This window comes from Parapedomonas caeni (assembly GCF_041060555.1).
GTDB lineage: Bacteria > Pseudomonadota > Alphaproteobacteria > Sphingomonadales > Sphingomonadaceae > CAUJIW01.
Window position 1 is genome coordinate 1 of sequence record NZ_JBEUDS010000053.1, and the last position, 4,039, is coordinate 4,039.

3 protein-coding genes are annotated in these 4,039 nt (G+C 63.7%); all 3 read left to right on the forward strand.

All coding sequences use genetic code 11. From position 1 onward, the window contains the following. Nucleotides 1-136: 136 nt before the first annotated feature. The 3 genes from ABU113_RS16990 (at nucleotide 137) to ABU113_RS17000 (ending at nucleotide 3,674) form a co-directional block, all read left to right on the forward strand. A complete protein-coding gene (locus ABU113_RS16990; RefSeq protein WP_454560639.1) occupies nucleotides 137-310 on the forward strand; it encodes a response regulator transcription factor in 174 nt (57 codons plus the stop codon). A gap of 156 nt (nucleotides 311-466) precedes the next feature. After that, on the forward strand, nucleotides 467-2,779 hold the full coding sequence (locus ABU113_RS16995; RefSeq protein ID WP_454560638.1) for an autotransporter domain-containing protein: 2,313 nt from the start codon (nucleotides 467-469) through the stop codon (nucleotides 2,777-2,779). A 67-nt stretch (nucleotides 2,780-2,846) separates the two neighbouring features. Further along, on the forward strand, nucleotides 2,847-3,674 hold the full coding sequence (locus ABU113_RS17000) for a 2OG-Fe(II) oxygenase (protein WP_183613253.1): 828 nt from the start codon (nucleotides 2,847-2,849) through the stop codon (nucleotides 3,672-3,674). Nucleotides 3,675-4,039 lie beyond the last annotated feature (365 nt).

Genomic DNA, 4,039 nt, shown 5'->3' on the forward strand with positions numbered 1-4,039 from the left:
CCGGAGGTCTTCATCCCGGCATTCGCGCGGGCGGCCCTGCAACCCCAACCAGCGATGCCGCCCGCGCTGGCGCCACGACCATCATTGCACTAACAATCAAATTGGACCCGTCCGTGGGGGCCGATCACTCACCCTGATCGGACGCGGCATGCGCAATGCCGAAGTCGCCGCGCAGCTCATGCTCAGTGAGAATACGGTCTCGGGCTATATCAAGGCGATCTACCGCAAACTGGGGATTTCCAGCCGGGCCGAAGCGTCGTGGCATGCCGCGCAGCTTGGTTTGTCCTATGGCGGAAAAGAAGGGAAGTGACTGCCTCGAAGATCGCAGGCGTCATGTATTTTCAAGGAATTGTCTCCGCCGCGTTAGCCCCCTGAACAGGGGGTGCATGATGTCCCGAAGACCAGTTAGGCGGGGATCGGCTCGCGGTACTGCGCGCGCGGGCGTTTAACGGGGACAGTTTCAGAGATGACCGGCACGTTTGCGACCAACGCTGTATTGAAGACCACGACCGCCATTGTGGGCGCGCTAGGTTCTGTTGCCCTGCTGGCGGGATTGCCTGCACCTGCGTTCGGACAAGTCACCGGCTCGGAGCAGATCCCCGGAAGCCCAGACGGAGCCGAGAACGGGTCGAACTCCGACGGCAATTCCGTCGATTTCGTGGACATCTCCGGCGACGGTACGTCGGTCATCGGCTTTCACAACAAGGTGGTCGGCAACAAGTCTGTTCTCGAAGCCTGGGTATTCACCCCGACCGGCGCGACGAAACTCGCAGCGCCGACCGGCTACCTTCACTACGTTGGCTATGGCATATCCGATGATGCCTCAGTGATCGTCGGCGAGGCCAAGCCGACCGCACGCACGGATTTCACCGGCATGGTGGGCGTAAAATGGCTGAACGGCACGCCCACGATCCTGGCACAACCTACCGGCGCTGGAAATTACAAGGCAGTCGCCGTCAGCGGTGACGGCAATATGATCGGCGGTCTGGCCAGTATATCGGGCTTCAACATCCCGATCCTGTGGACGGGCACCGCCGCTCCAGAGCAGCTGCTTCAGGTCGGCACGACCAGTCCAGTGCAGAATGGCGTGACCTTCAACGCCGAAATTACCGGCATCTCACGGGATGGCTCGGTCATCGCCGCTATCGGCGGGCGCGGCCAGCAGTGGGGCGCAAATGGAACCATCGTCGGGCCAAACGTCCAGGCGCTGCGGTGGACCCGCGCCACCGGCTTTGTCGAACTGGGCGTTCTTGCCAGCCATTCCGCCGCCGGCGCGAGCAGTTGGGCGAACGACATTTCGGCCGATGGCGGAACAATCGTCGGCTATTCGCAGCAGGGCGGCGTCATGGGCAACGACCTGTTCAAGAACGACAACCAGATCGCCATCAAGTGGACCCAGGCGGGCGGCATGGTCGCCTTGCCAAAGCTAACCAATCAGGTCGCATCCGTTGCCTCCGCAGTGAATGCCGACGGCAGCGTCATCGTCGGTGAAGCCCTTGTTCCCGGACAGCCTATCGGCACGATGGTGATCAACGAATCCCACGCCGTGCGCTGGACTGGCGCCAACGTGCAAACGGTTGCGGCATGGCTGGCCGCCAACGGCGTGACCAACGGCACGAACCAGTACCAGAACGCCCTGGGCGTTAGCGACGATGGCAATGTCGTCGTAGGCTATGGCATCATTAACGGCCACAAGCAGGGTTATATTGCCCGTGTAGCTGGGGCCGCACCTACTCCGACGCCGACGCCGACGCCGACGCCGACACCCACTCCGGCGCCGACACCTACTCCGACGCCGACACCCACTCCGGCGCCAGCACCTGCCCCTACTCCCACACCCGGTACCGGCATTATCGGCCTCGACGACTTCAGCCCCACGGTTCTGCAGGCCGCACCAGGCCGGACCTTGCAAGGCGGCCTGGGGCTGATGATGTGGGGTGCACATCACCGCGTCCTCACCGACTATGTGCAGCCGGGCCGCGGCTGTGCGTGGACCGTGCTGGACTATCGCCGCGATGGCCGCAGCGACGGGGATTCCGTGCTGGCCGAAGCCGGTGCCTGCGTCGATGCGGGCCCGCTGCGGCTGGGGGCAGGCATCGGCTATGATCGCTCGGATGCTGACCTCACCCTTGGCGGCAAGCAGAAGCTGGAAGGCTGGCACGGCGTGGCCGAGGCTGACCTGCGCCTGGGCCAGAGCGGGGCGGTGCTGAGCGCAACGGCGATCTATGGTGACTGGAACGTCAAGCTGCGCCGCAACTACCTCAATGGTGCCAGCACCGACACCAGCACCGGTTCGACCGATGCCCAGGGGGTCGCGCTGCGCGCCCGGCTGGACTGGTTTGACGCGATCGGAAGCGAGCGCTTCGGGCTGACCCCAACCATCAGCTATACCTGGAGCCGGGTAACGGTCGATGGCTATACCGAGACTGGCGGGGGCTTCCCGGTCACTGTCAGCCGCTCGGTTGACGAGGCTTCGGAAGGGCGCCTGGGCCTGACCGGTCGCTTCGCCCTGGCCGAGCCGACCACGCTGCGCTTGCGCGGGGAGTACATCCACCGCTTCGACCGGTTCGATGCTGGTCCCTCGTTCCAGATCATCGGCACCGGCATGGGCGGTGCGGGCGGTCTCTATGCGGTAGACCGCGACCATGCCCGCCTGGGGGCGGACATCGATCAGCGGATAGGGCGCAACGGCGTGCTCTCCCTCTCGGCGCACAAGGCCGTGGGCAACGCGGGAGGTAACCCGTTCTCGGTTAGCGCCTCGCTCCATTTCGGGTTCTGAACCAGGGGTTCCTGCGCGGGAGCCCAAGGCTCGGTGCGCAGGAACCAGTTGGGTCGAAAGGGACGGGATGCAAGGAGCAGAGCCGAGCTGGCAGGAATGGATCGCCAGCAATCTTTCCGCAGGCTGTGACCCGGCGGACATGCAAGGCCGCATGATCGCCGCCGGGTGGAACGAGGCGGATGCACGGGCGGCCCTTGCATCGGGAATCGGGCAGGTGTTTCCGGGCCTGACCGCGCAGGCCATCGCCCTTCCGGTTGTTCCTGACATGGGAATGGCGACGTGTGACGGACGAGACATCAAGGTGATCATGCGCTTGGCCAGCCCTGCCGTGGCCATGTGCGAAAGCGTCCTGTCACCTGCCGAGTGCGCCGAATTGCTCGCTTATGCCCACGATCGGGGTTTGCACCCCTCCACCGTGGTGGACGAACTGAGCGGGCAGAATGTGCCGCATCCCGAGAGGTCGAGTGCCGGTGTGATGTTGGCCCGCGCCGAAACCGGGCTAATCGACCGGCTGGAGCGCCGCCTGGCCGCGCTTACCGACTGGCCGATCGCCAATGGAGAGGGCCTGCAGATCCTGCGTTATCGCAAGGGACAGGAATACCGGCCGCATTTCGATTCCTTTCCTGATGGCGCAGGAGGTGCAGTTCATACGGCGCGTGGCGGGCAGCGAGTGAATACGGTTCTCGTCTATCTGCAAAGTCCCGAAGCGGGCGGAGGCACCGCTTTTCCCGCTTGCGGGCTTACCGTGTGCCCACAGCCGGGATCCGCCGTGATTTTTCGCAACGTCGATGGTACGGGCCGACGAGATCCGGCCAGCCTTCATGCCGGACTGCCCGTTGTTCATGGCGAAAAGGTGGTCATGACCTATTGGCAGCGCGCCGGACCTTATGCTTGACCGGTAACAGTCGATCGCGTCGGGCATGCCGTCCACGCCATCACGTCATGATCCTTGCTGGACTCAACGGCGGTTCGAGCGACGAGTTTAGAAAAGGAAGTCCCGCTGCCCCCGATTTGCGCATCAGCCAAGATCGAAAAATTGGCGGTGTGACAGAGTCACACCGCCGAAGTTACCTTCAAGAGACTCCAGTACTGAAGCATCTTGGAGGCTGGGTCGCTCCTGTGTAGTCCGCCATGGTCGCGTCCGTCAAGGTGGTGTAATTTCGGCTGTGGCCGTGGGCCATCGTCAGGCGGCTTTGGCGGTGATGTGTAGGGGCTGATTTTCCTCCTCGATCATGGGTTGGTTGAGTTCGGCCATGCCTT